This is a genomic window from bacterium (assembly GCA_030646995.1).
Classification (GTDB): domain Bacteria; phylum Patescibacteriota; class Minisyncoccia; order UBA6257; family WO2-44-18; genus JAUSKF01.
In genome coordinates this window covers 115572-141713 of the sequence record JAUSKF010000004.1, presented here as the reverse complement: position 1 = coordinate 141713, position 26142 = coordinate 115572, and the positions used below count along the sequence as shown (strand labels likewise).

Annotated in this window: 22 protein-coding genes and 1 tRNA gene; all 23 read left to right on the top strand. The window is 47.7% G+C overall.

The window, feature by feature from the left end; translation table 11 throughout:
* The first annotated feature begins 130 nt into the window (after positions 1–130).
* The 23 genes from Q7S83_02275 to rpmJ all read left to right on the top strand — a co-directional run bounded on the left by Q7S83_02275 (position 131) and on the right by rpmJ (position 26132).
* Positions 131–3337: a DNA-directed RNA polymerase subunit beta gene (locus Q7S83_02275; GenBank protein ID MDO8466946.1), complete on the top strand. Its 3207-nt coding sequence runs from the start codon at positions 131–133 to the stop codon at positions 3335–3337.
* A 10-nt stretch (positions 3338–3347) separates the two neighbouring features.
* Positions 3348–6896 (top strand): DNA-directed RNA polymerase subunit beta', encoded by a 3549-nt coding sequence (rpoC, locus tag Q7S83_02270; protein ID MDO8466945.1) that lies wholly within the window; start codon positions 3348–3350, stop codon positions 6894–6896.
* Positions 6897–6920: 24 nt separating this feature from the next.
* Positions 6921–7364, top strand: coding sequence for a 30S ribosomal protein S6 (gene rpsF, locus Q7S83_02265; protein ID MDO8466944.1), 444 nt, complete (start codon positions 6921–6923; stop codon positions 7362–7364).
* Positions 7365–7465: 101 nt separating this feature from the next.
* Complete coding sequence (locus tag Q7S83_02260; protein MDO8466943.1) at positions 7466–7927, top strand: single-stranded DNA-binding protein; 462 nt, start codon at positions 7466–7468, stop codon at positions 7925–7927.
* A gap of 28 nt (positions 7928–7955) precedes the next feature.
* On the top strand, positions 7956–8156 hold the full coding sequence (gene rpsR / locus Q7S83_02255) for a 30S ribosomal protein S18 (GenBank protein MDO8466942.1): 201 nt from the start codon (positions 7956–7958) through the stop codon (positions 8154–8156).
* 93 nt (positions 8157–8249) lie between these two features.
* Positions 8250–8777, top strand: a complete 528-nt coding sequence (locus tag Q7S83_02250; GenBank protein MDO8466941.1) for a phosphatase PAP2 family protein — start codon at positions 8250–8252, stop codon at positions 8775–8777.
* Positions 8778–8788: 11 nt separating this feature from the next.
* Complete coding sequence (locus Q7S83_02245) at positions 8789–9379, top strand: hypothetical protein (GenBank protein ID MDO8466940.1); 591 nt, start codon at positions 8789–8791, stop codon at positions 9377–9379.
* Positions 9380–9718: 339 nt separating this feature from the next.
* Positions 9719–9789 (top strand) — tRNA-Pro (locus Q7S83_02240).
* A gap of 188 nt (positions 9790–9977) precedes the next feature.
* Positions 9978–10619 carry a phosphatase PAP2 family protein gene (locus Q7S83_02235; GenBank protein MDO8466939.1) on the top strand — a complete coding sequence of 214 codons (642 nt, stop codon included), beginning with the start codon at positions 9978–9980 and terminating at the stop codon, positions 10617–10619.
* Positions 10620–10801: 182 nt separating this feature from the next.
* The gene (locus tag Q7S83_02230) at positions 10802–11935 is read left to right on the top strand and encodes a hypothetical protein (protein ID MDO8466938.1); all 1134 of its coding nucleotides are present in this window, start codon (positions 10802–10804) and stop codon (positions 11933–11935) included.
* A gap of 69 nt (positions 11936–12004) precedes the next feature.
* Positions 12005–12433, top strand: a complete 429-nt coding sequence (locus Q7S83_02225) for a plastocyanin/azurin family copper-binding protein (GenBank protein ID MDO8466937.1) — start codon at positions 12005–12007, stop codon at positions 12431–12433.
* Positions 12434–12778, top strand: a complete 345-nt coding sequence (locus Q7S83_02220) for a hypothetical protein (protein ID MDO8466936.1) — start codon at positions 12434–12436, stop codon at positions 12776–12778. It begins immediately after the preceding gene.
* Positions 12779–12884: 106 nt separating this feature from the next.
* On the top strand, positions 12885–14636 hold the full coding sequence (gene dnaG, locus Q7S83_02215; protein ID MDO8466935.1) for a DNA primase: 1752 nt from the start codon (positions 12885–12887) through the stop codon (positions 14634–14636).
* Positions 14637–14670: 34 nt separating this feature from the next.
* Positions 14671–15963, top strand: coding sequence for a sigma-70 family RNA polymerase sigma factor (locus Q7S83_02210; protein MDO8466934.1), 1293 nt, complete (start codon positions 14671–14673; stop codon positions 15961–15963).
* Positions 15964–16296: 333 nt separating this feature from the next.
* Positions 16297–16899 carry a hypothetical protein gene (locus Q7S83_02205; protein ID MDO8466933.1) on the top strand — a complete coding sequence of 201 codons (603 nt, stop codon included), beginning with the start codon at positions 16297–16299 and terminating at the stop codon, positions 16897–16899.
* A 1106-nt stretch (positions 16900–18005) separates the two neighbouring features.
* Entirely contained in the window at positions 18006–19766 is a 1761-nt protein-coding gene (locus Q7S83_02200; GenBank protein MDO8466932.1) for a hypothetical protein, read from the top strand.
* A 285-nt stretch (positions 19767–20051) separates the two neighbouring features.
* Positions 20052–20435, top strand: a complete 384-nt coding sequence (locus Q7S83_02195; GenBank protein MDO8466931.1) for a hypothetical protein — start codon at positions 20052–20054, stop codon at positions 20433–20435.
* 76 nt (positions 20436–20511) lie between these two features.
* A complete protein-coding gene (locus Q7S83_02190) occupies positions 20512–20931 on the top strand; it encodes a hypothetical protein (GenBank protein ID MDO8466930.1) in 420 nt (139 codons plus the stop codon).
* A gap of 184 nt (positions 20932–21115) precedes the next feature.
* A complete protein-coding gene (locus Q7S83_02185) occupies positions 21116–22879 on the top strand; it encodes an alanine--tRNA ligase (GenBank protein MDO8466929.1) in 1764 nt (587 codons plus the stop codon).
* 71 nt (positions 22880–22950) lie between these two features.
* Complete coding sequence (locus Q7S83_02180; GenBank protein ID MDO8466928.1) at positions 22951–24126, top strand: hypothetical protein; 1176 nt, start codon at positions 22951–22953, stop codon at positions 24124–24126.
* A 39-nt stretch (positions 24127–24165) separates the two neighbouring features.
* Positions 24166–25713 (top strand): hypothetical protein, encoded by a 1548-nt coding sequence (locus Q7S83_02175; GenBank protein ID MDO8466927.1) that lies wholly within the window; start codon positions 24166–24168, stop codon positions 25711–25713.
* A 36-nt stretch (positions 25714–25749) separates the two neighbouring features.
* Positions 25750–25965, top strand: a complete 216-nt coding sequence (gene infA, locus Q7S83_02170) for a translation initiation factor IF-1 (protein MDO8466926.1) — start codon at positions 25750–25752, stop codon at positions 25963–25965.
* A gap of 53 nt (positions 25966–26018) precedes the next feature.
* Positions 26019–26132, top strand: a complete 114-nt coding sequence (rpmJ, locus tag Q7S83_02165; GenBank protein ID MDO8466925.1) for a 50S ribosomal protein L36 — start codon at positions 26019–26021, stop codon at positions 26130–26132.
* Positions 26133–26142 lie beyond the last annotated feature (10 nt).

Genomic DNA, 26142 nt, shown 5'->3' with positions numbered 1-26142 from the left:
AGGTGCGGGGCAAGCCCCGTAGAAGAGTCATGCGGAAGAAAGACGCAATTTTAATAAAATTTAATAACCAAAATGGTTAGACAGGGTCGCCATTAATATAAACGTCACCCTAAAAAATAATAACCACCTAATGTCGAATAAACTTCCCACGAAAGTTTTCTCTTCGCATCCCGGTTCCTTCGTCGAGCAGCCAAATTTGGTCGAGGTCCAAACCCAGTCCTACAACTGGCTCGTTAAGACGGGTCTGAAAGAATTGTTCACCGAAACCTTCCCAATGAAGGACTACGCGGACAAGAATATCGAATTAAAATTTCAAGAATATTATTTTGACGAGCCGAAATATGATGAGACCTACGCGAAATATAAAGATCTCACTTACGAAGCACCTCTCCGCGTAAAACTTAAGTTAATCAATAATCAGGACAAAGAAACCAAAGAACAAGAGGTTTATTTTGGTGATTTCCCCGTAATGACCGAGCGGGGTACTTTTATTATCAATGGCGTTGAGCGTGTCGTGGTTCCTCAGCTTATTCGTTCCTCGGGTGTTTATTTTACCGCCAACCTTTATCGTGGAAAGAAATTCTTTGGCGCAAAAGTAATTCCGAATCGTGGCGCTTGGTTGGAAATCGAAACTGATGCCGATGGCGTGATGACCGTGAAAATTGACCGTCGCCGTAAAGCGGCCGTTACCGAACTGCTCCGCATTTTTGGTTTGTCCGAGAGCGAAGACATTTTGTCTACTTTTGCCGACGTAGATACAGGTCCGGTTAAATTCTTGGAGGCAACTTTAAAGAAAGATCCGGCAAAAAATAAAGACGAATCCTATTTGGAAATCTATAAGCGCATCCGGCCGGGGGATTTGGCGACCGTGGAAAACGCTTCCAGCTTGATTGATGCGATGTTCCAGCGCTTGGATCGCTATGACTTATCCGCTGTGGGCCGTTTCCAGTTGAATCAGCGCTTGCGCCGTAAGTCTGAATCCCGCCTTTTGGAGCTGGATGACTTGGTATTGATGATTAAAGAGGTAATCCGCTTGAACAACGAACAAACCGCCGAGCCTGATGATATCGATCACTTGGGAAATCGCCGCGTCCGCGCGGTCGGTGAGCTTTTGCAAAATAAATTCCGCTTGGGCTTGGCTCGCATGCGTCGCATCGTTCAAGACAGAATGTCTACCTTTGAAGCCAAGGCTTTGACTCCGGTGCAGCTGGTCAACGCCCGTCCGCTGATGTCTGCCATCAAAGAATTCTTCTCGTCCTCCCAGTTGTCTCAATTTATGGACCAGGTCAATCCGCTGGCCGAATTGGAGCACAAGCGCCGCTTGTCGGCGATGGGTCCGGGTGGTTTGACTCGTGAGCGCGCCGGCTTCGAAGTCCGTGACGTGCATCGTTCTCACTATGGCCGTATCTGCCCGATTGAAACTCCTGAAGGTGCCAACATTGGTTTGGTGAATCACTTGGCTAACTATGCCCGTATCAACGAGCTTGGTTTCATTGAGACTCCATACATGGTGGTGAAGAAAGGAAAAATCACCGATGAAGTGGTTTGGATGAATGCCTTGGAGGAAGAGCGGAATAAAATCGCCCACGCCGGTGTGCCTTTTGACGACAAAATGAATTTAATCGGCGAGGTAATCGAGGCTCGTATTAATGGAGAGCCGGGAACTTGCCTGAAATCGGAAGTTCAATTGATGGACGTTGCTCCGAACCAAGCAGTCAGCGTGGCTACTTCTATGATTCCGTTTTTGGAACACGATGACGCCAACCGCGCTCTGATGGGTTCGAACATGCAACGGCAGGCCGTGGTTTCCGTGCGATCTTCGGCGCCTTTCGTAGGTACCGGCATTGAAGATAAAGCCGCTTATGATTCCGGCCACTTAGTAATTGCCCCGCAGGACGGCACGATTGAAGCCGTGGATGCGAACAAAATTGTCTTCAAGGGAAAAACCGGCACCAAAGTTACTTATACATTAAATAAATTTAAGCGTTCCAACCAATTCACCTGCATCTCCCAGCGCCCGCTGGTTGATAAGGGTCAGAAGGTTAAAAAAGGAGAAGTGTTGGCCGATGGTCCGTCTACCGATAACGGAGTTTTGTCTTTGGGTCAGAACTTGGTGGTTGCCTTCCTTTCATATGAAGGAGCCAACTTCGAAGACGCTATCGTTTTGTCGGAGCGGGTTGCTCGTGATGATTTCTTCACTTCTATCCACATCGAAGATTTCTATTGCGATGTACGCGACACAAAACTTGGACCGGAATTAACTACTCCCGATATCCCGAACGTTTCTGAAGAAAAATTAAAGAACTTGGACGAAGAGGGTATTGTGCGCATCGGCGCGGAGGTTCATTCCAACGATATTATGGTTGGTAAAATTTCTCCGAAAGGCGAAAGCGAACTGACTTCGGAAGAGCGTTTGCTCCGCGCCATCTTCGGTGAAAAAGCCCGCGACGTGAAAGACACTTCCTTAACCGTTCCGCACGGAAAATATGGCCGCGTAGTCGGTGTGAAAATTTTCAGCCGAGAGCGTGGTGACAAGTTGGAGCCGGGAATTATCAAAAGAATTCAGGTTGAAGTTGCCCAGTTGCGCAAAGTTCGCGCCGGCGACAAGTTGGCCGGCCGTCACGGAAACAAAGGTGTTATTTCCCAGGTTCGCCCGGTGGAAGACATGCCTTATTTGGAAGACGGCACTCCGGTGGATGTAGTTTTGAACCCGTTGGGTGTGGCTTCTCGTATGAACCTCGGTCAGATTCTTGAAGTTCACTTGGGTTGGGCCGCGAAAAAACTTGGTTATCGGGCCATTACTCCAGTATTGTCCGGCGCTACCGAAGCGCAGATTAGAGAGGAATTAAAAGCTGCCGGATTGCCGGAAACTGGAAAAGTTATTTTGCACGACGGCCGTACCGGTAAGACTTTTGCCCAGCCGGTTACCGTTGGTGTTATGTATATGTTGAAACTGAACCATTTAGTGGAAGACAAGATCCACATGCGTTCGACCGGTCCATACTCCTTAATTACCCAGCAGCCGTTGGGAGGTAAGGCGCAATTCGGAGGTCAGCGTTTCGGTGAAATGGAAGTCTGGGCTTTGGAAGGCTATGGCGCAGCGCACACTTTGCAGGAAATGTTGACGGTTAAATCCGATGACGTGGTGGGCCGCTCGGCAGTTTATGAGTCCATCATCCGCGGCGGAGAAATTAAAGCTCCGAATATCCCGGCTTCCTTCAATGTGTTGGTTAGCGAGTTGAAAGCTCTTGGATTGAATGTGGAGTTGATGGAAAAAGCTCCGGACTCCAATAAAGCAACAAAGGTCATGAAAACGACAAAGGTGACTAACGACTAACTACAAAAACATGAACTTTCAAGCCATTAAATTAAAACTCGCCTCTGCTGAAGACATTCTGAAATGGTCTTTCGGTGAAATCATCAAACCGGAAACCATCAACTACCGCACCCAGCGTCCGGAAAAAGACGGTCTTTTCTCCGAGCGTATTTTCGGTCCGACTAAGGATTGGGAATGTTATTGCGGTAAATATCGCCGTATTCGCTATAAGAATGTGGTTTGCGACAAGTGCGGAGTAGAAGTTACCCGCGCGATTGTGCGCCGCGAAAGAATGGGTCACATCAAGTTGGCCGCTCCGGTAGCTCACATTTGGTTCTTCAAGAACGTCCCATCTAAGATTGGCGTGCTTTTGGACACTCCGATAATGAAATTGGAGAAGGTTATTTATTACGCTTCTTACATCATTACTGCAGTAAAAGAAGACGCGAAAAAGCGGGTGATGGAGGATTTGGAAAAAGAATTTTCTACTCGTAAGAAATCTGCCCGCAAAGAAGGCGTGAAGACGGAAGAATTGCGCGCCGGTATGTCGGCTGCGAAAAAGGAAATCGCTTCTTTGTATGTAGGTAAGATTTTGACCGAAGTTGAATACGTTAATTTGTCTAAGCGGTTTGCGGATATCTTCCAAGCCGGCACCGGCGCCGAGGCTTTGCAGAAAATCTTATCCAATTTGGATTTGAAAGCTTTGGTTTCCGAAATGAAGAAAGAAGCCGAGACCGTGAAAGATCCGTTGAAAGAACGGTTGGTTTTGCGCCGCTTGAAATTAGCCACCTCTCTTTATAAGACTGGCATTGATCCGGCTTCTATGATTTTGACCGTTTTGCCGGTGTTGCCTCCGGATTTGCGTCCGATGGTGGCTTTGGACGGCGGCCGTTACGCGACTTCTGATTTGAATGATTTATATCGCCGCGTTATTAACCGCAATAACCGCTTGAAGAAGCTTTTGGAATTAAAAGCTCCGGATGTAATCGTGGTCAACGAAAAACGTATGTTGCAGGAATCCGTGGACGCTTTAATCGACAATTCCGCCCGCTTCGGAACACAACAGCTTTCGAGCCAGCGTCGCCCGCTCCGCTCTTTGGCGGACATGTTAAAGGGCAAGCAGGGCCGTTTCCGCCAAAACCTTTTGGGTAAGCGCGTAGATTATTCCGGCCGTTCGGTTATCGTCATCGGCGCGAATTTGAAGTTGAATGAGTGTGGTCTTCCGAAAAAAATGGCCTTGGAATTGTTCAAGCCGTTTGTAATCAATAAAGTTATTGAAAGGGGATTGGCCTACAACATCCGCAATGCTAACCGCTTAATCGAACAAGCTCCTTCGGAAATCTGGGCAATCTTGGAAGAAGTAATCGCGGGACGCAAAGTGCTTTTGAATCGCGCTCCGACTTTGCATCGCTTGGGTGTTCAAGCTTTCCAGCCTGTTCTGACCGAAGATTTGGCTATCCGCATTCCTCCTTTGGTTTGCTCCGCTTTTAACGCTGACTTCGACGGTGACCAGATGGCCGTTCACTTGCCATTGGGCGAGCAGGCTCAAAAAGAAGCCCGAGAAATCATGCTTTCTAGCGTTAATTTGCTGAAGCCGGCTACCGGAGATCCGATTACCGTGCCGACTCAAGATATCGTTCTGGGTTGCTATTACCTGACCAATATTAAAGAAGACGCAGTTGGCGCCGGAAAGATTTTCTCTACTAATGAGGAAGCTATTACCGCCGAGCATCATGATATGTTGGCGATTAACGCTCCAATCAAGATTGGTTCTCCTCACGCGGAAACCACTTCTTTGGGTCGCGTAATCTTCAATCAGATTTTGCCTCCGGACTTTGGTTTCGTGAATAAAAAGATGAGCAAAAAGGAGCTCTCGAAACTTATCGCCGCTGTAATTCACAAATACGGAATTGAAAAGACTGCCGAAGTGCTTGATGGTATCAAGCGTTTAGGTTTCGAATACGCGACTTTATCCGGTATCAGCTGGGGTATGGCTGATTTGGTGATTCCTCCACAGAAACCCGAATTAATGAAAAAGGCGGAAGTTTTAGTGTCGGAAATTCGGGAGCAGTATCAGCAAGGTTTACTGACCGATTCCGAACGCCGCGCCCGTGTAATTTCAGTTTGGGAAAAGATTAAAGGAGAGGTTGCTAAATTAGTTCCGGAAACTCTTAATTCGCAAAGTTCCGTTTACCAGATTATTGATTCCGGCGCTCGTGGCACATGGTCCCAGCCGGTACAGATGGCCGGTATGAAAGGTTTGGTGCAAAACCCGAAAGGCGAACCAATCGAGTTGCCAATCCGTTCTTCTTATAAAGAAGGCTTGGGTGTGTTGGAATATTTCATTTCCACTCACGGTGCCCGTAAAGGTTCTACTGATACCGCTTTAAAAACCGCTTCTGCCGGTTACTTAACCCGCCGCTTGGTGGACGTGTCCCAAGATTTGGTAGTTCGTGAAGAGGACTGCAAAACCAAAGAGGGTATTACCGTTGATCGCGCTGACGGAATGGAATTCGGCAGCACTTTGGGCAGCCGCTTGTTCTCCCGTACTTCCTTGGAAGACATTAAAGTAGACGGCAAGACCGTGGTTAAAGCAGGAGAAATGATTAATCGCGAGCAGGCTGAATTGGTTAATTTGTCTAAGATTGAAGCGGTGAAAATGCGTTCTCCGATTACCTGCAAGACTTTGTATGGTGTTTGCACGGCTTGCTACGGTTACGATTTGGGCAACAATAGCGCAATCAAGCTTGGTCAGGCTGTTGGTGTAGTTGCCGCTCAATCTATCGGTGAGCCTGGTACCCAGCTGACTATGAGAACTTTCCACATCGGTGGCGTTGCCGGATCTGACATTACTCACGGCTTGCCTCGTATTGAAGAAATTTTTGAGGCTCGCCCTCCGAAAGGACGCGCCTTCTTGGCTGAAGAAGATGGAATCGTGGATACCATCGAAGACCGAGGTTTGTCGAAGGTTATTAAAGTTAATTCCAAAAAAGAAACCAAAGAGTACACTGTGTCCCGTTTGGTGGATGTCTTTGTTAAACCGGGAGATGAAGTAAAGAGAGGAGATCAGCTTTGTGAGGGCAACTTAGACCTGAAAGAAATTTTCTCGTTGAAGGGCGCAGAGGCGGCTCAGAAATACATCATCAATGGAATTCAAAGAATCTACCTGTCTGAAGGTGCCAGCATCAACAACAAGCATATCGAGGTAATCGTGCGTCAGATGTTCTCCCGCGTTAAGGTAAAAGAATCCGGCGATACTGAATTTGTGCCGGGCGATGTGCTGGAGAAATCTAAGTTCTTGGAGGTAAACCGCGCTATCAAGAAAGCCGGAAAAGAACCCGCGAAAGCCGTGCAGATGTTGATGGGTATCACCAAAGTTGCTTTGTCTACCGAAAGCTTCTTGTCCGCCGCTTCTTTCCAAGAAACTGCTCGTGTTTTGATTGCCGCAGCTCTTGAAGGCAAAGTAGACGGCTTGCGTGGCTTGAAAGAGAACGTAATCATCGGCCGATTGATTCCGGTCGGCACAGGCTTCAACGCTGTACTGGCTGATGAAGAGCCAGTTGACGAGGCGGTCGCTTAACGCTAATATCTACTAACTAGAAAAATGAAAGAGGAATCTAGAAAAGAATACGAAATTTCTTATCTCTTAGACACTCCGGAGGCGGAGCAGGAGGTAGTTTCGGTTTTGAAGGAGAATGGCGCTGAGATTACTCATCAGAAATCGGTAGCTTCCATTACCTTGGCCTACTCGATTAAAAAGCATGCTACTGCGTATTTTGGCTTTTGCCATTTTACTGCTGAACCGGCAGAGGTGAAATTGATTCATGGAACCCTCCAGTTGAAAAAGCCGATTTTGAGATTCTTGATTCTCACCCCTCCGGTGAAAATGCCGGCTCCGAGGGTTATGCCAGGGCAGGCCGAGGTTGCCGGTTTACCCGCCGGGGCGGGAAAGCCGGCCACGGCTGGAAGGGTGGAAAGGAAAGCTCCCGCATCGACTACTCTCAGCAACGAAGCCTTGTCGGAGAAACTTGAGGAAATTCTAAAATAGCCCATTGGGGCTATTTTAGTAGTATTAGGTATAAAGTATCCGGTATTCAGTATGCGAATTATACTTGATACTTAATACAAAATACTTAATACTAATCACATATGAATCTCAATAAAGTCTTTATTCTAGGTCGGTTGACTGCTGATCCGATTCTTCGCAGTACTCCCGGCGGTCAGCAAGTTGCCAGCTTCAGCTTGGCTACTAATCGCTATTGGACCGACAAGGCGGGTCAAAAGAAAGAAGAGGTGGAGTATCATAATATTGTCGTTTGGGGCCGTTCGGCGGAAATCGCCGGTAAGTTTTTAACTAGAGGGGGATTGGCTTTAGTGGAGGGCAGATTGCAGACCCGTAAATGGCAGGACAAGCAGGGTCAGAACCGTAGCACCACGGAGATTATAGCCGACAGAATTGAATTAGGGCCGCGATCAGGAGGTGTAGGAAGTTCCGGTAAGCCTATGGAATCAGCTAATTCGGCTGATGTCCGTCCGCCAGCCGGCGGAGCTGAGCCGATTCCGACTATTCAGATTGACGAAGATATTAAGATGGAGGATTTGCCATTTTAATTGAGTTAGTCTATAATAGATTTACTTTATGATTCAGTGCATATTTTGCTCGCAGAATATCGAGGTTATCGATTACAAAGACGTCGCCTTCGTGCGTCGGTTTACTTCCGGCCAAGCTAAAATTATCGACCCTCGTTATACAGGTACTTGCGCATTACATCAGCGAAAATTAGCTCAATCCATTAAGCGCTCCCGCTATATGGGTTTGCTTCCGTTCGTCCGCCGCTAGGAGTAATCGCGAATAATACGAATTTAATTTAATAATGCGAATAGGATTTATTGGCATTATTTGTCATAATTAGCATTATTAGCGAACACTTACATGGGATACGATTTAGCTATTTTTAATTTCCTGCACGGATTCGCCAATCAATCAGCCCTTATGGACGGATTGATAGTTTTTTTTGGTAAGTACTTGGCCTACTTGTTAATTTTGTTGGTTGTCGGACTTCTTTGGTGGGAAAAAAGCTGGAGGCATCGTTTTTATAAATTTTCCTTATTGGCGTTGGCGGTAATTATTTCCCGTGGAATTATCGCGGAGGTTATTCAATTTTTATTCTTTCGGGCTAGGCCGTTTGTAGAACTGAACCTAGTTCCCGTTTTTAATCATGGCAATGTGGCGTCTTTTCCATCGGGCCATGCATCCGTATTTTTTGCCCTGGCTTTTGCGGTATTTTTATTCGATAAGAAGAAGGGGAGTCTCTTTTTGCTTGGAGCTTTTCTGATAGGAGTGGCTCGGGTGGTGGCGGGCGTTCATTGGCCGTTGGATATTTTGGCCGGCGCGCTCATTGGTATTCTTAGCGCTTTGTTAGTAAACTTGGCCTTAGCTAAAGGAGCTTCTAAAGAATAGGAGGGCTTCACTTGAAAATCTGGAAGACGTTTAAGGCCGGTCTTATCTGGTCGGGTGTAATTGCGATTCTGGTGTCTTTTATCATTTGGGCTTTGTCGTTGCTGTCGAACTTTGTTATTTCGTTCAGCGATGCAAAGATCATCAACCTGCCACTGAATTTGGCGGTGTATGCTCTAGGCATTCTGTTCATTGGTTGGCTGATTGGTAAACCGAAACTGCGGCAGTTTTTCCTTAAGCTTTTCTCGAAGATCCCCCTGGTCTCGGTAGTGATCGATTTTTTTCTGAATCAGGATTACATCGACAAGGTGACTAGCGGCAATGTGCCGGAAGTTATTTTTGATTATGCCGGTCAGAAGGCAATCGGAATGGTAGTCAACGAAGCTTATTTGCCGAATCCGGGGCGCGAGGCTTATGAAGATTATCTTCTGGTAATCCAGCCGACGACGCCCTTTGCCCCGACGGGATTTCTTACTCTAGTTCGAAAGAAAGACGCGCTCTACACTGGCCGCACCTTCAAAGACACAATGGTCACGACTGCGTCCTTCGGCTTCAACTTCCGCCAGCCGGATCAGAAGAATTTCAAATTTGGATCCCCCGCATAAGGGGATTTTTTTATAGTTGACCGCTTTCAAGAAATCGATTATCATAGTATTCAATATGAGACAGTGTGCAGTATGTCAAAAAGGATCTCTGATGGCGGGTACCCGCGTTCTTTTGCGTGGTCACTACAACCCGACCAATTGGACTCGCAAATATCCGAACTTGCAGAGGACTCGTCTCGCTTCCGGAGTAAGAGCTTTGGTTTGTACTCAATGCTTAAGGAGTCAGAATAAGCCTCTTCCGAAGTACCAAAAGCCGAAAGCTCCAGAAACAGTTCCAGCAAAATAAAATCCCTTTCATTCGAAGGGGATTTTTAGTAGGATTGGTTGGTAAGTAAATATCGGGGCGTAGTATATCGGCAGTACGTACGCATGGGGTGCGTATAGGCCGGGTTCGATTCCCGGCGCCCCGACAAAAACAAAATCCGGCAATGCCGGATTTTTAGTATTTAGTATCAAGTATGAAGTATTCCGTATTTGAGCGAGGGCATACTTAATACCGGATACCTTATACTAAATACCGATTTGGGTTTACTAACCCAAGTCTACGTGCTAATCTCTTCCTAGTTTTTTGAATCAAAGAGGAGGCTGAAAAATGATATTGAAGTGGTGGAAGGAGGTGCGAGATACTTTTGTTTTTTGCTGGCGAGAGAAATTTAAGGCCCTTATTATCTTTTGGATAATGGCTGGCGCGACTTACGCAATTATTCCGAAAATTCTAATTTTGGAACCAGACGTCACGCCATTCTATCATCTCGACCAGGCCATCCCTTTCGTGTCGTGGACGGTAGTAATTTACCTGACTCTCTATCTGCAAGTCACCCTAATTTTTCTGACGGTTCGTAATCGACTAGTTCTTCGGAATCTTTTTTGGGCATACATGCTCGGTGGTCTGCTCTTGAGTCTTTTCTATTTCTTTCTGCCGACGACGCATAATTATCCTACGCCGGTAGTGCATTGTCTGAATTACTTTGACGGCGCCGTGCTCTGGTTGCGGGCTACCGATGTGGCCGCCAATCAATTTCCCAGCGGGCATGCCTTTTTCAGCTTACTTGGGCCATTTCTCTTGATGTCCGCCGGGCGTTATCGGAAGGGTGTACTGTTCATGCTTTGGGGCGCATTGATTACCATTAGCACCCTAACCGTGAAACAGCACAACCTTGTGGATGTGGTAGCCGGCGGACTCTTTGCTATGGCCTTCGGTTATCTGTTTGGTGAGTCCTGCCCTCGACGTGATGATTAGTCTCCGCATTTTTGCGGAGATTTTTTATAAAGCGAATGAGGCCTTTGCATAATTTCGAACGAGATTCCGAGGCGTAGCCCCGTGCGAATAGAGATTTTTTCGGGAACGAAGTGTCCCTTTAGGGCCGGAAAAATCTCGTTAAGTGAGTCGCGGCATGGCCGCCGAAGGTCGAGTGAGAAGTTATGCAAAGACCGAGCGAGCCCTTTACTTTTTGGCAAAAAATTAGTAAGATATCACCGCTGTCTTGGAGAGGAAAAGCCATGCATGCGGAGACGAGTACGCTCAAGGGCAGTGTCATCTTGATGGACGTTGAAAATTTGACTATTCAGGCAAGGCACGATGATGGTTGCAGCCTGACGGATGTAAAGGTTTTGAATCTAGCGATTGATCAAGCTGATCGAATTGCCGGTCAATTTGGACCTTTGATTCGCGCAGATGCTGCGCTGTCTGCCCCGAAGTCTGTTGTGCATGGAGAGAGCGCTGACATTCGGAAGAAGCCGGTGGCGATGCGCAAAGATAATTCTCGGATGATGCAGTGCCTCATTGATCGCGACTTCACTTCCGTGATTCTGGTTCCACAAGGGAAGGATTCTGCGGATTTGGCCCTTTGCGAAATCGGTTTGCTGATGGCTAACGATGCTCGCGTTCAGGGAGTAGTGCTTTGCACAGGGGATGGCGGTGAGCCGTTCTTCAAGCTGGTGCAAGCGCTGATTGTCGCCGGAAAATTGGTACATGTTATTTCCTACGACCACATCCCGCAATCTTTGAAAAATTTGAATCTGCCTTGTTCGCTGTTGGTTTCCGATGTCAGGCTGGCATCGGCCGAGCCCGAAGAGAAGGAGATTGATTCCGAGGCAATCCTTCTCCTGCCATCTTGCGAAGTGCTTGAAGCGGATCCGCCTCCGCCAGAAAGGGCGGATGGCGGAGGCATCGGCGGAGTGTTGGCCTGCCGCGCGGCATCAGTTAAGAGGCCGCCTTCTTTCCGGTCGGTTCTCCGAGCCGTGAAAGAATGCAACGCTGACACAAGCTCTGAGACTTATGCAAAACTTCGCGATGCGCTTTGGTTCCTTGCGAAAGAGTTGCCGAGGCGGATGCTCGAAGAGCGGGCCAAGAGAGTGCCCGGCCGAGATCCCGAGCTTCTTTCCCCCAAATACACTATCGAAGTTTTGGAGAAGGGAATGAAGGAAAGTTTGACTAGCGAAGAAGCGAAAGAGATTGTCTTTGCGCTTGAGCAATGTAGTGACTTCTTCGAACCGGTGAAGAAGTTCAGGTTTAATCCGGCTTCCGATTTGCTGAAGCAAATAAAGCCATTTTAGAAACAAACAAAGCCTCTGCGTAATTGCAGAGGTTTTTTATTACCGGAATTTGCGTTAGACTTTTCTTGTATGAAGCGTTTATTTCTAATTGGAGTATTGACCGCCGCTATTTGTTTGGCCGGTTTATTTGTATTTTTTAATTATTTTCAATCGGGACTGCCGGAGAAAGAGGAGGGTATTTTTACAGAAGAGGTGCCAGCCGGATATTTTGATTTGCGGGGAATCACGGAGGTGCTGGTAGATATGAAAGATTTTGATTTTAATCCTCGTAGGATTGTAGTCAGCCCGGGGACGAAGGTTCTCTGGAAGAATGGTGACGAACTTTTTCATTCCGTGAACTTTGATTCTCAACCGGCCGGATTACTGACTAAACTTGCGAATTCTACCCAACTTAAATACGGCGAGCTTTTTACTCATCTGTTTAATTTCCCCGGCACCTACACTTATCATTCCTCCGACAATCCCGCCACAATGACCGGCGAAATAAGAGTTAAATAAATGACAATTGAATTTCTAAACTTCACCGAGAATCTTACCGACTCGATGCGTTCGGTCGGTTATCATTTTGACGGCAACGACCAAAAAACGGGGGAGTGGCGTTTTTATCGCGGCCTATCGGATAATTTGTATCCGCGTTTTCACGTCTATGCTTCTTTCAATAAAACCACGAAAAAATTGGTGGTTAATCTGCACCTTGACCAGAAAGCGCCGGTTTATAAAGGCTCAACTGCGCACAGCGGAGATTATGACGGTCCGGTAATTGAAAAGGAGGCTGCTAGCTTGAAAATGGCTCTTATCGACACCATTAATTTGCCCAAGCTGGAGTCCTCGATGGATTTTTAGGTAGTACTTTCTCTCGAATTATCAAAAACTGTTGAACCATAACGATCTAGAGACATGCTGGGTCTTTTTATTGCCTACAATGGTATAAATCGAGTAAAATCAAGGCATGTCGGATAACACCCAGCAGATAAAAGATAAGTTGGATATCGCGGATTTTATCCGAGTTTACGTGCCGTTGAATCCTGCCGGAAAGAATCTCAAAGGCCATTGCCCGTTTCACAAAGAGAAGAGCCCGTCTTTTATCGTTTCGCCTGACCGACAGATGTGGCATTGTTTCGGTTGTAATGTCGGAGGAGATATTTTTGCATTCTTGATGCGTTTTGAAAATATAGAATTCTTTGAAGCCTTGAAAATTCTCGCGGAAAAAACAGGCGTGGATATCGGGCAAATTTCCGGACCTGATCAGAAAGCCCTGAATGTTTTATATGAAGCTAATCGCTTAGCTAAGGACTTTTTCAAATCCCAACTCACCCCCGCCGTCCGCGAATATTTAAAATCCCGAGGCCTGAAGCCGGAAACTATAGCAGAGTTTGAAATCGGGTTCGCTCCCGACCAACCCGAAGTCCTCACCAGATTTTTACTCGGCAAAGGCTATGCAATCACCGCGATTGAAAAAGCCGGACTTTCTCTGAAAACCGACCGCGGTACTTTTCGGGACCGTTTCCGTAATCGGATAATGTTTCCGTTGATTAATTCTTTCGGCAAAACCATCGCTTTTACGGGAAGAATTATGCCGGGATTTGAATCGGAAAATTTAGGGAAATATGTGAACTCGCCCGAAACGCCAATTTTCAATAAATCGAAGCTACTTTATGGCCTGGATAAGTCCAAGAATTTTATCCGCGACAGCCGTACCGCCGTACTAGTGGAAGGTCAGATGGACTTGATAATGTCTTGGCAGGACGGAGTGAAGAATTTGGTGGCGACATCCGGAACGGCGCTCACCGTTGATCACCTCCGTAATCTCAAACGCCTTTCGGATTCTTTAGTACTTTCTTTCGATCAGGACGCCGCCGGAAAAATGGCCGCCGAACGCACGATTGATTTGGCAAATGCCGCCGATTTTTCGATTAAAGTTTTGTCGGTGCCGGCGGATCTTGGCGTGAAGGATCCGGCAGATATCGCGCAGGCGAATCCCGGAATGATGGTGAAGCTGGTTTCCGAGGCTAAGCCGGCGATGGAATATTTGATTAGTCAGCATCAAATATCTAATCGTTCCGACACGCTGGTTTGGAAAAAGAATGTACGGGCGCTTTTATCCCGACTTCGGGTGATAGCTAGCCCAGTGGAGCGTTCGCATTGGTTGAAAATTATTTCCGATCAGAGTGGTGTCGCTCAGACAACGCTGGAGGAAGAAATGTTGAACATCAAAGATGAGGCGCCGAAATTTACCGACTCGGCTGTGGAGCCCGCCGAAAAAGCCAAACTTCCGCAATTATCACGCAAGGATCTGATTAGCCAGCGGACTATTTCGCTAGTGTTAAATCATCCGGCTTTCTATGAAGATATAAAAAATAACATTGAGCATATTCCGGAAAGTTATAGGGCTATTTTGGAGCACGGTAGGGACCCGAAATCTTTGTCGTTGAATGTTGAACTGAAGCCGGTGGCTGATTTAGTCAGCTTACGATCCGGTTTGGACTTTGAATCCGACGAAGTTAAGGCCAAAGCCGAGTTATTGGAGTTGGTGCGTCAGTTAAAGATGGAAAATTTGCGCTCCCATAAGCAGGAATTGCTCTGGTCTATTAAACTCGCCGAGCAGAAGAATAATGAGGCTGAGCTTACAGCGGCCCTCTCTGCCTTTGACAAAGTACTTCAAGAAATGCAGAATTTAGAGAAACAAGCGACTTTGGCATAGCAAGCAGGGTCGTTTTCTACTTATGGTGAAAAAATTGAAACCCCGTAAAGTTGCTTCGCTCTCACGGAGCAAGCTTAAAAAAGTTAAGAAGATAGCTAAAAAGACGGTCAAAAAAACCGTTAAAAAAGCCCTGCCTACCGGTAGGCAGGCGTCTAGAAAGGCTAAGGGGATTACTATGAAGTCCAAGAAGGTGGAGAAGTTCTCGAAGAAATCTAATGCAAAACAGGGTAAACTCACCGGCAAAAAAGCCGCGAAACGGGAAATTGATTTGCAGGCCTTGGGTGAGCTTATCGAAAGAGGCCGAAGTCGCGGTTTCGTGACCGACGGCGAGGTTTTGAATTATTTTCCGCATGTTGAAGACGATATCAGCTTTTTAGAAGAGATTTACGACAAACTCGAAGAGTCCCAGATTAAAGTAATAGAAACCAATCAATTAATTGAACTTCCGAAAGAAGAGATTAGCACTAAAGAATTGGAGGAGGCGACCGTAGGCGAGCATTTGCCTGACGCTGTACAGATGTATTTAAAAGAAATTGGTAAGACCCCACTCTTGAAAGGCGAGGAAGAAAGGGAGTTGGCGAAGAAAATTGAAAAAGGGGACCAAGAAGCCCGCCGTCATTTCATTCAGGCCAACCTGCGTTTAGTGGTTTCTATCGCCAAGCGGTATGTGAATCGCTCTCCGAATTTGAGCATTTTGGATTTGGTGCAGGAAGGTAACATAGGTTTATCCCGTGCCGTCGATAAATTTGATTATCGCCGTGGTTTTAAATTTTCTACCTATGCCACTTGGTGGATTCGCCAGGCCATTACCCGCGCTTTAGCCGACCAATCCCGCACCATTCGTATTCCGGTGCATATGGTGGAAACAATTTCTAAATACACGCAGGCCAAACGCCGTCTTCTACAAGAGCTGGGCCGTGAGCCTTTGGCGGAAGAGATTGCTATTGAGATGAATATACCGGTAGAAAAGATCCGCCACATTCAGAAAATTTCCCAGGACGTCGTTTCTTTGGAATCTCCAGTAGGCGATGATGATGAGGATTCCACCCTTTCGGAGTTCATTCCCGACGACCGCAACCTGACTCCTTCACAGGTAGCTTCTCAAACTTTACTCCGTGACAAAATCAAAGAAATTTTGGTTGACCTGACTCCCCGCGAGCAGAAGATTTTGAGCATGCGTTTTGGTTTGGATGATGGCGTGACCCACACTCTGGAAGAAGTGGGCAAGGAATTCGGCGTTACTCGTGAGCGTATTCGGCAGATTGAAGCTAAGGCTTTGGTTCGTATTCGGGGGCACGGGAAGGCACACACCTTAGAAGGCTACTAGGGCTCACTCGGCTACTTTTATTCTCTCGCAAAGGGCTCTGGCGTATTGATTCTCGGACACAGAATAACCCCACTCCAACGGCGGGGTTTTCTTCTCTCTCGGCGGTTGTTCGTTCGTAAATATGGACAACGAACGAGCCAAGCCCAACCGCCTCCGAGATGTTCCTTGAACCAACACGCCTTCGCCTCTGCTTTGAGGAGCTACGAGAACAAAAAGTAACCTCGTTCGCTTTGTTCTTATTGAAGGGCCTGCCTGCCGGCAGGGATTTTTATAGTTTGACGAATTCAGTTTGACATGCTAATATCTCGCCAGTCCCTTACAAGGAGGAAAGCTGTGAGTGAAGCCCCGCAGGACGGTTCCAAGTATGTCGACCAGCCGGATTATGTGGAGTTGTGCACCGAGAAGCAGAGGCGGATTGATGAGCTGGAAGGAATGCTGGAGCAGAGGAATGGCTGGCTGCGCAACGCCTTCATGAAGGTTGTGGGTGTGGCCATGTACCCTTTCCGAAAGCCGCTGGCGAAGCTGAAGGCGGTAGGCACGCATCCTGCAACGCTAATTTCCACCGGGGTCTTCGCGCTTGCGTTCAGCATCTGGTACTTCGGCGAGTTCGGTGAATTTTTCCGGGCGCGTCGCGGGCCGGAGTTGACGCTTCGACAGATGCTCGACTATGACGGTTACCGGGTGAAGAGGGTCAAGCTCTTTCAGCTCGTCGATCCGCGGGAGTCTGTGGCGCAACTCATCAGCCCCGACGGGGACGATGTCTATGTGCGCGTCCCGTTCGAGGTTTGGGAGCGAATGGCGTATTGGGATAGGGTCGATTTGGAAAAAGTGGAGTGTGGCTATCAAGAGGCAGAAAGAAACCGGCGGGAGCGCAAGGCGATCGTGGATCGCATCCGCAGAGAGAACACTCCCGCTGAGGATTCAACAAACAAGTAACGAATCAGCGTGTTCGCGTCGCGATCCTTGCGGGCAACTAACAGCGATGATTGATCCCAAGCGATGCCGCCCGCTAAACTAGCGCGAACACGTCATCCGGCCCCTACCTTCTGCAGAAGGTAGGGGATTTTTGTTTTTATAGTCAACGATGGGGTGTTATCTCGCGGGATAACACCGGTCGGTTACTATCTTGGGAAAACATCTTCAAGGAACGTCTCGGAGGCGTTTTTTTCCAAAGCGCAGGGAGTAGTTTCGAGGAACATGCCGGAGCCCTTGACCCCCACACCACAACGAGAAGCAAAAGAATTCAGCCAAACTTCTCGTTTGGTGTGGGGGCTTGACAAGAATTAGGTTATACGCTATAATCTCTCCTAGAACGTTAAGTAGTCCACCCGCATCAAAAAGGGTCTTTTATTTACCCGCCTCAGGCGGGCTTGCCCATCCCGCTATAAAGGGGGATTAGGGCTTCGCAGTGTGTTCCATAAAGCTAGAAAAACGAAGTGCTTTTAGTGAATGACTGTAGTGTTAGAGACCGTACATTTCTAATGTATGGGACAAGTCCCTTGCGTAAGGTCTGATGATCTACGCGAGGGACAAGGATCCTTTTTGGTGCAGGTGGGCGCGCGCAGCCACCCTGGCAGCCGCATCACAAGAGTGGTGCGTGTCAATTCCGGCCTTATAGAACTCCGCTTAATTGGATGGCGCGGAGAGAATAGAGTACCCTCAGGGGCTCGCCGGAACATAGAGGCGAATGAGTGGCCTCTACACCGCGGTGGGGCCACACCGCGGACTGCGCGCAGTTTTCTCGAAAAGGTTGCGTCGGTAGCGCGATGCCTGCCGATGGGCAGGACAATGGCGAGGCTTACGCCCCCAACCCGCTACCACGCGACCCAGATTTACCCCCGCTTGCTCACGCAGACGGGGGCTTTTTTATTCCCCAAAGAGGATTGTTTTCCGATACCCTTTGTGATATAGTATCCCTAAGGTCTGTTAAGGCCTTTTTTGTTGGGCAGAGTCCAAATCTACCCATTTTAGATAGCTTTTTGCCTCCAGCCATGCCTTCGGCAGGCAAGTTCTGCTCTCAACAAGGTGTAGCTGGAATTACTATGAAACAACTACATAAGATACTTATAACGGCGGCCGTTGCATTGTCTATAACGGTCCCGCAGGCATTCCTTTTGGCTCAAGAAGGGGGTGATTTGGGCATCCAAAGCTCCGGTCTTTTGCCTTCGAATCCTTTCTATTTTTTGAAAGAATGGGGACGGGGTTTCCGCAAGTTACTCTCGGCTAGCGCCAGCAATCGTGCCCAGTTGGAGTTGAATGTTTTGAACGAAAAAGCGGCAGAACTTAAGAAGCTGGAGGAAATTGCCACCGGCAATCTTTTTGCCATTGATCGCGCATTGGATAGTTATTTGGATAGCCTTTCCCGGCTGATGGAAAATCTCGAGGCCATCAAAGACGAGCTCGGAAGCTCCAAATTGTCGGCTATTTCGGAGGATTTGATTTCACAGGGATTGCGCCACTTCCGATTGCTGGAAGATTTGTCCAATAAATATTCGAATGAAAAAGCTTCATTAGAGAAAATAGAAAAAGCGGTTGATTCCTTGGCAGCTGCTTTGGCGCAGGCGCCGATTCGGTTGGTTAACCCACGAGACTTCAAGGCTCAATTTCTTTTGGAGGTTCAGGAGCTTAACGATCCCTTCAGAGAGTTGCGGGCCGCCGATTTGGCGGATCGTTTAGGAGAAGCGCTTTCAGGAGAAGCGGAAAAATCCGTTTCTTTTCTACGCGAGGATTTACTTTTGAAATTTGGTGGAAAATTGGAGGGATTAGTATTGGCTGGCGGGGAATTGGGGGATTTAAGCGGGTTGTCCGGAGATCGTTTGCGTCGATTACGGCTTATTGATGAAGTTCGAGAAAAAGTGCTTACCTCGGCATTGCGTAACGAATTAAATATTATTCGCCAGAGAATTTTATCCAAGATTGAAGATGCCGGAGGCATCAGCGAAGAACGGGCCAAACAGGCCATGGCCGAAGCGCAAGACTTGCTGGCCAGGGTGGAAGAGATGATTAGTGAGCGGGTATCCGTAAAAAACGCTCCCAAGGAGCTGGTGGAGCGGGCAAAATTCGGTCTTTTGCAAGCCGAGAAGTTTTTAGAAGAAGGTAATTATGGAGGAGCTTTCGGACAGGCTACCGCCGCCCAGGCCGCTTTAAAAAATGCGATTAATCAGCTGAATCCGGATATATCGGATGCCGAGAGTGATTTGGAAAATATTAATAAGGTATATGACTTTTGGCTTTCCGAGGTAAATAAGTCCGACTTTACTAAAGAGCAGAATCCGAAACTATTCTCTTTGCTAAGCGAGGCCGAGCGAAGAATTGTTGCCTTGGCTAAATCAATCGAAAGAGAAGAGGCTCCGGAAAGCATCGCGGCTTCCCTGCGGACAGTTAAGATTCTTCTTTCTACTATTGAAGAATTTTTTAGAGCTTTAGAAAATCCTAAATCGATTGAAGTTCCCAAAGCGTTGAATTCTGTTCCGGCCAATGAAGCAATCGGCCATGTGCCCATTAAAACTACCTCCGTTCTTCAGCCGGAATCAATTACGGTCTTTATCACTACCACCGGATTTGAGCCTCCGATGATTCAAGTTGCGGCTGGCGCGAAAGTTACCTGGTTGAATAAAGATATTCGTCCACACTGGCCGGCTTCGGCGTCGCACCCAACCCATTTAGTTTTACCGGGCTTTGATTCCCTGGGCGGTTTAAGCGAGGGGGAGTCTTATTCTTTTGTATTTGAAAAGGCAGGTTCTTGGAAGTATCACGACCATTTAAACCCGGGCATGGGCGGGGCCGTAGAAGTGAGCGAGTAGGGGATTCTTGGTTCCAGTTTTAACAAAGCGAATCAGGCTTTACCCCAATGCTCCGAATAAGATTCCGAGGCGTAGCCCCGTGCGTTTAGCTATTTTGGCGCACCCCAATTTTAGGGCCGAAAAAATAGCTTAAATAAGTCGCGGTTTGGCCGCCGAAGGTCTTATGAGGAGCTTGGGGTAGGAAGCCATGAGCCCTTGACAAATAGGCTCAAGTATGCTAGACTTTCTTGGCTTGGATTGAGGTGATCTAAGCTTAACCTTGAAAACTAATTTAGGAGGAGGTGTATGGCCGTCAACACATGCTTTACGCTCTACGACCGGCCTCGGATTGGCATTGCCGCCGACGAGGTTCAGCACCAGCTCATGACGGGCTGGGGGCGGCTGAAACAGAAAATCGTCGAGCAGATCGACGATCTTCTGAAGGTTGGTGGCCGATTGAAATCGAAGCTCGTCTTTTCGAGCTTCCAGACCGGCCACGGCGCCAATCTCCAGCTGGAGATTGGGGTTTGGATCCTGAAACCCGATAGCACTAGAACGCCGTCGGGCGCGTGTACGGTCAGGGTCCGGAACACCAGTTCCGGAGAGTGGGCCTACCGGATGAATCGTGGGCCGGAGGTCAAGCCGGTGATTATTGCCATCACGGTGGCGGGTCGCCTGCGTATGCTGTAGTCGCCGGTTCCGGGGCTAGATCGGTCCATCGCGGATCGATCGCCTAATCAAGAAATTCTACTCAAGGAGAAAAGTTATGAGCAACACCACGACGAGCAGACGGGCAGTCAGGTCGTTGTCGGAGCTTTCCCCGGCGGGGCGGACCTTCGCGAAGGAATTCGCGGAGATCCAGAAGCTGGCGCCCTCCATCGTGGAGGGTGTCGAGCGGGCGCTGAAGTGCGACCCGGACTTCGTTCTCTTCTTTGAGAGCGGAGTGCGGGTCATGGCCAACCTCCGGTGCGCGCCCGAAGAGAGCGCGTTCGGGGATATCCCGACCGGCATTCTGGAGTATCGTATCCAGATGCCGACCGGGGAGGAGTTGGTTCTTCAGCAGGAGCTGAAGATCCAACTGTCGTACTCCGGCACCCCGATCTTCTGGGTGGGTGAGCTCCGGCTCACTAGCCTGAAGGCGGCGTCGCTGGTGATGGAGACCGCCGTCAAATACATGCTCGTGTAGGCATAGTTCACGAGGCCAGTTCCCCTTCGGTGTAAAAACCGGAGGGGATTTTTTTACCTACTGCTCCAAATTTTCAATTCAAAGAAGCAGAAAATTTGGTTAGCAGTAGCAATCCTGAGCGTAGCGTAGGATTACCATATTGTATTAACTTGAGAATTGTCTTTGGAATCTATAAAATCATTGAATGACCTCCGAGGAGATTCGTAAATCATTTCTGGACTTCTTCAAGTCCAAAGGGCACGCTGTCGTGCCGTCTTCGTCATTGTTGCCAACCGACCCCTCGGTGCTTTTGACGACTGCCGGTATGCAGCAGTTCAAGCCATATTTTATCGGAGAACTGAACGCGCAAAAAGATTTCGGCAGTTTAAGTACGACTTCTGTCCAGAAATGTTTCCGCACTTCCGATATTGATGAAGTCGGCGATAAAACTCATCTCACTTTTTTTGAAATGCTCGGCAATTTTTCTTTTGGCGGTTATTTCAAAAAAGAAGCGATTCATTGGGCGTATGAATATGTCACGAAAGTTCTCGGAGTGAATCCGGAATTGGTTTATGTCACCGTGTTTGCCGGGGAGGGAGCAGTTCCATATGATCACGAATCTTTTGATATCTGGCACAAAGAACTCGGCATGCCGGTGGAGAAAATATTTAAACGTGGCCGAGCCGACAATTTCTGGGGTCCAACCGGCAGTGAAGGTCCTTGCGGGCCGACCACTGAAATTTATGTAGCTAAGACTGCCGAGGAGGCGAAAAAAGGCGAGGGGGTGGAGATTTGGAACAATGTTTTCAATCAGTTCTACCAAAAGTCCGACAAGACTCTGGAAAATTTGAAAACCCCTGGCATTGATACCGGCATGGGCTTTGAGCGGTTGGTAACGGTGATGCAGGGCGCGCCGAGTGTTTTTGAGACAGATGTTTTCAGCGATCTAATCGCCAAGATCCGCGAGATGGCGCCGGGAATTGAAGATCGAGTTGTTCGTATTCTCGCCGACCATCTTCGCTCCTCCATTTTCTTGGTCGCCGACGGCGTGCGTCCCTCTAATAAAGAGGCAGGATATATTTTGCGTCGCCTACTTCGCCGCGTTTTGGCTTATCAGACCATCCACGATGTTCACGGGAATCTCTTTGGGATGGCGGTGGAGTGGGTGAAAGAAAAATTCGGCAATATTTATCCGGAAGTTAAAGAGTTGAGGATTTTGGAGGTCTTGGAGGCGGAGAAAGATAAGTTCGAGCAGGCAATCGCGCTCGGCGTGAAAGAAATTAAAAAATACCCCGCCATCAGTTCTAAAGAAGGCTTTTATCTTTACGAAACTTTCGGTCTGCCATTTGAGTTGATTAAAGAGTTGGCTCCGGAGGCGAGCAAGGGATTGGATCGCACCGAGTTTGATGAAGAATTTAAAAAGCATCAAGAAATTTCTCGCGCGGGCGTAGAAAAGAAATTCGGCGGTCATGGTCTGCTTCTGGACACTGGAGAATTGAAAGCGAAAGACGCCGAGGAATTAAAGAAAGTAACTCGTTTGCACACTGCGACTCATTTGATGCAGGCGGCGCTTCGGAAAGTTTTGGGCAATGAAGTTCAGCAAAAAGGCTCTGATATCACCGTAGAGCGTACTCGTTTTGATTTTATCTTCCCGCGGAAGCTGACAGTCGAAGAAATTAAAGAAGTGGAGGACTTAGTGAATGAGCAGATCCAGAAAGACCTGCCGGTGGGTTTTGAGGAGATGGCGAAAGAAGAAGGCGCGAAAACCGGGGCGCTCCATTTCTTTTTGGATAAATACCCCGAGCGCGTGAAGGTTTATTATGTCGGCCACGATATTCCTTCGGCATTTTCCAAAGAATTCTGCGGCGGTCCCCACGTGTCTAACACCCTAACGATAGGGAAGTTTAAGATTGCCAAAGAAGAGGCAGTTTCCGCTGGAGTTCGCCGTATCAGGGGAATTGTAGAATAGGCTCGAGTAGCGCGTAAATACTGGTGTTTGAGATGGTATACTTAACTTAAGTGACCTCCACCTAAAAATGGATGGATTTTAACCTACTAAAAACAAAACTGTCGTCGTTATTGAGAGGAAAGGATGATAGGTTTTTGGTCGTCGAAATTCTGGAGAATAGCAATCGGGTGGCCTATATAAAAGCTAATTTTGATAATAAAGAACTCAAATTCATTAAAACGCATACCGGCCCGGACCTCAAAAAGCTTCTGAAAAAGTTCGGCCGGCTGGCGCAATACAAAATAATTTTGGGATTAGACTCGCATTTAGCTACTACTATTTATTCTTCCGTAGTTCTAGTGCGTGATCGTTTCAAGGAGCTTATCGATGAGCCGGAGTTGGACAATCTTATCTCTCAAGCAATCTGGAAATTTTTTGATCGTCAGCGGAGTAGGGTGGCCGTAAAAATGTCAACTAGCGATCTCGACGTAGTGCTGTCGGACGTGAAAATCCGGGGAGTGCGATTAGATGGGCACAAGGTAGTGAATCCGGTTGGATTCAAGGCGAAGACGGTAGAAATTCTTTTCAGCCAAACTTTTTTACTGCGGCAATTCGCCGAGTCATTGAAAGATTCCCTGCCGATCAATCAGGTGGTGTTTATTTCGGAGAACGGCACGGCTTGGGCTAACGTAATTGCTAAATCAGAGGCGGCGGAAAATTTTGCCGTAGCCAACATTTTTCCCGGAAAAACTTTAATGTTTGCCTCCTCCGGATCGCAAAATTCTTATTGGGATCATTTCCCTTGGGGAGAAAATAACCTTAATGCTTCTTTGGCCGCCGATCTTTCCGTGGATTCTGAGACCGCGGCCAAAGTTATTGGCTTGTATAATCAAGGTTTTATTTCTGTAACTTTCAAGCGGCGAGTTGAGGCTTTGCTCGGCCGGGAATTACAGATGTTGGCTAACGGTATCGGACAGGCGATTAAAAAAATGGATACCAATTTGGTATTTGTAAACCCGTCCTTTGACCTGCCGGCGATGTTTGTGGCGAATTTTCGCGGTGAGCTTGGTAAGCCGGCCCAATTACGGCTTCTTGACCTTGACATAATTAGCAAAAACTTCGGCTTTGATATAAAATTTAAGCATACAGCCCAGTCTAAGAATTCCTTCGGCCTACTTGCGAATGTTTTGGAATGGTACCTTGCCCCGCAAGACGATCGGATGAGCCAGATGGCTAAGCGACGGGTACGTTGGCTGTCGCCTGTCTAGATGAAATTTCGATATATCGACATTCTGAAATAAAAATATATGAGTCCCACGAAACCAAACATCCATCGAATTAAAAAAATCGCCGTCGGCAAAAGCGATGAGGTGGCTTTGGTAGTAGAAAAATTAATCGATTCCGACGCCAAAGAAATCGTTTTAAGTATTCCCCGATTTTCCAAGTTGGCTGATTCGCTTTCTAATTTCCATCTCATCTCCAGAGAGTCAAAGCTTTTGAAAAAGAAAATTGTGATTGAATCGGTGGATGATAAGGTTATTGAGTTGGCCAGTCTTTCGGGGTTGGAATCGTTGAACCCGATTTTGTCACGTTCTCGCCGCCAGTTTTACGATATCGTTTCTTCCAAAAAAAGCCGAGAAGATGATGAAGAGGCGGATATCAAAAAAAAGAAACTGGTGGAGTCGGTTCAGCGGAAGCCCATTGCGGCTCGCATTCGTGGCCGGCTGACCGGTTTTATCGGCGGGGGAGCAGTACTGGCGGTTGTAGTAGTTGCGGGCATCGTGGCCGCGACCGTGCTTCCTAGCGCGGAGATAAAAATCGTGAGCGTCAAACAGGTCTGGCCTTACAAAGATTCAGTGAGGGCGGAAAAATCAGCGGTAATCGATCCGGCGCTCGCTACCATTCCCGGCCAATCTTTTTCTGAAAAGAAATCCCATCAGCTTTCCTTTCCGGCTACCGGAAAGAAGAATGTCCAACAGAAAGCTACTGGTACCATTACCATCTTCAACGCCTACAGCTCCGACCCGCAACCCTTAGTAGCAACTACCCGCTTTATCGCTCCGGATGGAAAAATCTTCCGCCTAGCGCAAAGCATTATCGTGCCGGCGGCAAAAATTGTGGAGGGGAAGATAGTGGCTTCAAGTTTGGAGGCTACGGTAGTCGCTGATCAGGCAGGGGCTTCATATAATATCGGACCCGTGAGTTATTTGAGCATCCCCGGATTTAAAGGCACGCCAAAATATCAGGCTTTCTATGGTGAATCAAAATCGGCGATGACCGGTGGATTTATCGGAGAGACCGCTTTTCCGACCGATGCTGACCTCAAAAAAGGAAAAACCGCCGTAGCAGAGGCATTAGAAAAACTATTGAATGATGAGTTGGTAAAAAAGATTCCGGCTGATTTTAAAATCATCGACGGCGCTTCCGGTTTTAGTATTTTAAAGCAGGAGGTGATTACTCAAGTTGATTCGGCGGGCAACTTTAGCGTGAAGGCGGATGGTCAAATTAATGCGGTGGCCTTCAAAGAGGCTGACATGATGAAGATGCTGGAGAAAAAGATTAATCAGGAATTAAAAGATGAGTATGTGATTAAGAGTCATGAGTTGAGTTATGGAAAGGCTCGCGCGGATTTTGCCGCCGGCCGGATAAGCTTCCCGATTGATTTTAAAAGCTCTGTGGCAAAAAATATCGACGCCGAAGCTCTGAAGGCGCGGTTCTTAGGTAAGTCAGAGGTGGAGCTGAAGAGCCTGATTGGGGCTATGAAGGATGTAGATTCGGCAGTCATCTCGCTCTGGCCTTTCTGGGTTACCAAGGTTCCGAATAATCTCGCTAAAGTTACGGTGTCGGTTGATTAGACTAACCGCTCATAATTTGCTATAATTACTCGCAACATGGCAGAAAAGAACGTCAGGGTGCTTGAGGGGAGAGTAGAAGAGGCTTTGCCGGCGGCCACCTTTCGGGTCAGTGTTCCTCCGGATAAAATGGTACTTGCCCATCTTTCAGGCAAAATGCGCATACACCATATTAAGATTTTGCCGGGAGATAAGGTCCTGTTGGAATTCAGTCCTTATGGGGACACTCGAGCTAGGATAATTCGGCGTCTTTAAGCGAGTTGCGTTTTTTACGATATTAGTATATACTTGCTAAATCTTTTGTATTTATGAAAGTACGCTCATCCGTAAAGGTAATTTGCATTAACTGTAAGACAACCCGCCGGAAAGGACGGGTTTATGTTGTTTGCAAAAACCCGAAGCATAAGCAGAGGCAGGGCTAGCGTGAAGCGC